Source organism: Streptomyces sp. NPDC048291 (assembly GCF_043201715.1).
Lineage (GTDB): Bacteria > Actinomycetota > Actinomycetes > Streptomycetales > Streptomycetaceae > Streptomyces.
The window spans coordinates 1,471-3,028 of record NZ_JBICZC010000040.1 but is presented as its reverse complement, the minus strand read 5'-3'; the positions used below and the strand labels follow the sequence as shown (position 1 = coordinate 3,028).

Annotated in this window: 1 rRNA gene (cut by a window edge); it reads left to right on the top strand. The window is 56.7% G+C overall.

Annotation, left to right across the window (positions count from 1 at the left end):
- Positions 1 to 1,558 (top strand): 23S ribosomal RNA (locus ACGF5O_RS48985); its annotated part runs 1,294 nt beyond the window's last position; the annotation flags it as partial.

Genomic DNA, 1,558 nt, shown 5'->3' with positions numbered 1-1,558 from the left:
CGAGTCAGAAACCGTTGATGTAGGCGAAGGACATGCGAAAGGTCCGGCGTAGAGGGTAAGACCCCCGTAGCTGAAACATTGACGGCTCGTTTGAGAGACACCCAAGTAGCACGGGGCCCGAGAAATCCCGTGTGAATCTGGCGGGACCACCCGCTAAGCCTAAATATTCCCTGGTGACCGATAGCGGATAGTACCGTGAGGGAATGGTGAAAAGTACCGCGGGAGCGGAGTGAAATAGTACCTGAAACCGTGTGCCTACAAGCCGTGGGAGCATCCTTGTGGTGTGACTGCGTGCCTTTTGAAGAATGAGCCTGCGAGTTTGCGGTGTGTTGCGAGGTTAACCCGTGTGGGGTAGCCGTAGCGAAAGCGAGTCCGAATAGGGCGTTGGAGTAGCACGCTCAAGACCCGAAGCGGAGTGATCTAGCCATGGGCAGGTTGAAGCGGAGGTAAGACTTCGTGGAGGACCGAACCCACCAGGGTTGAAAACCTGGGGGATGACCTGTGGTTAGGGGTGAAAGGCCAATCAAACTCCGTGATAGCTGGTTCTCCCCGAAATGCATTTAGGTGCAGCGTCGTGTGTTTCTTGCCGGAGGTAGAGCACTGGATAGGCGATGGGCCCTACCGGGTTACTGACCTTAGCCAAACTCCGAATGCCGGTAAGTGAGAGCGCGGCAGTGAGACTGTGGGGGATAAGCTCCATGGTCGAGAGGGAAACAGCCCAGAGCATCGACTAAGGCCCCTAAGCGTACGCTAAGTGGGAAAGGATGTGGAGTCGCAGAGACAACCAGGAGGTTGGCTTAGAAGCAGCCACCCTTGAAAGAGTGCGTAATAGCTCACTGGTCTAGTGATTCCGCGCCGACAATGTAGCGGGGCTCAAGCGTACCGCCGAAGTCGTGTCATTGCGATATATACCCCCAACGGGGATCGTGATGGGTAGGGGAGCGTCGTCTGCCGGGTGAAGCAGCCGCGTAAGCGAGTTGTGGACGGTTGACGAGTGAGAATGCAGGCATGAGTAGCGATTCACACGTGGGAAACGTGTGCGCCGATTGACTAAGGGTTCCTGGGTCAAGCTGATCTGCCCAGGGTAAGTCGGGACCTAAGGCGAGGCCGACAGGCGTAGTCGATGGATAACCGGTTGATATTCCGGTACCCGCTGTGAAGCGTCAAACATCGAACCAGGCGATGCTAAGTCCGTGAAGCCGTTCCGGACCCTTCGGGGAAAGGAAAGTGGTGGAGCCGACGGACCAGACTTGTAGTAGGTGAGTGATGGGGTGACGCAGGAAGGTAGTCCAGCCCGGGCGGTGGTTGTCCCGGGGTAAGGGTGTAGGACGCTGTCCAGGTAAATCCGGGCAGCACATAGTCTGAGACCTGATGCCGAGCCGATTGTGGTGAAGTGGATGATCCTATGCTGTCGAGAAAAGCCTCTAGCGAGTTTCATGGCGGCCCGTACCCTAAACCGACTCAGGTGGTCAGGTAGAGAATACCGAGGCGTTCGGGTGAACTATGGTTAAGGAACTCGGCAAAATGCCCCCGTAACTTCGGGAGAAGGGGGGCCACG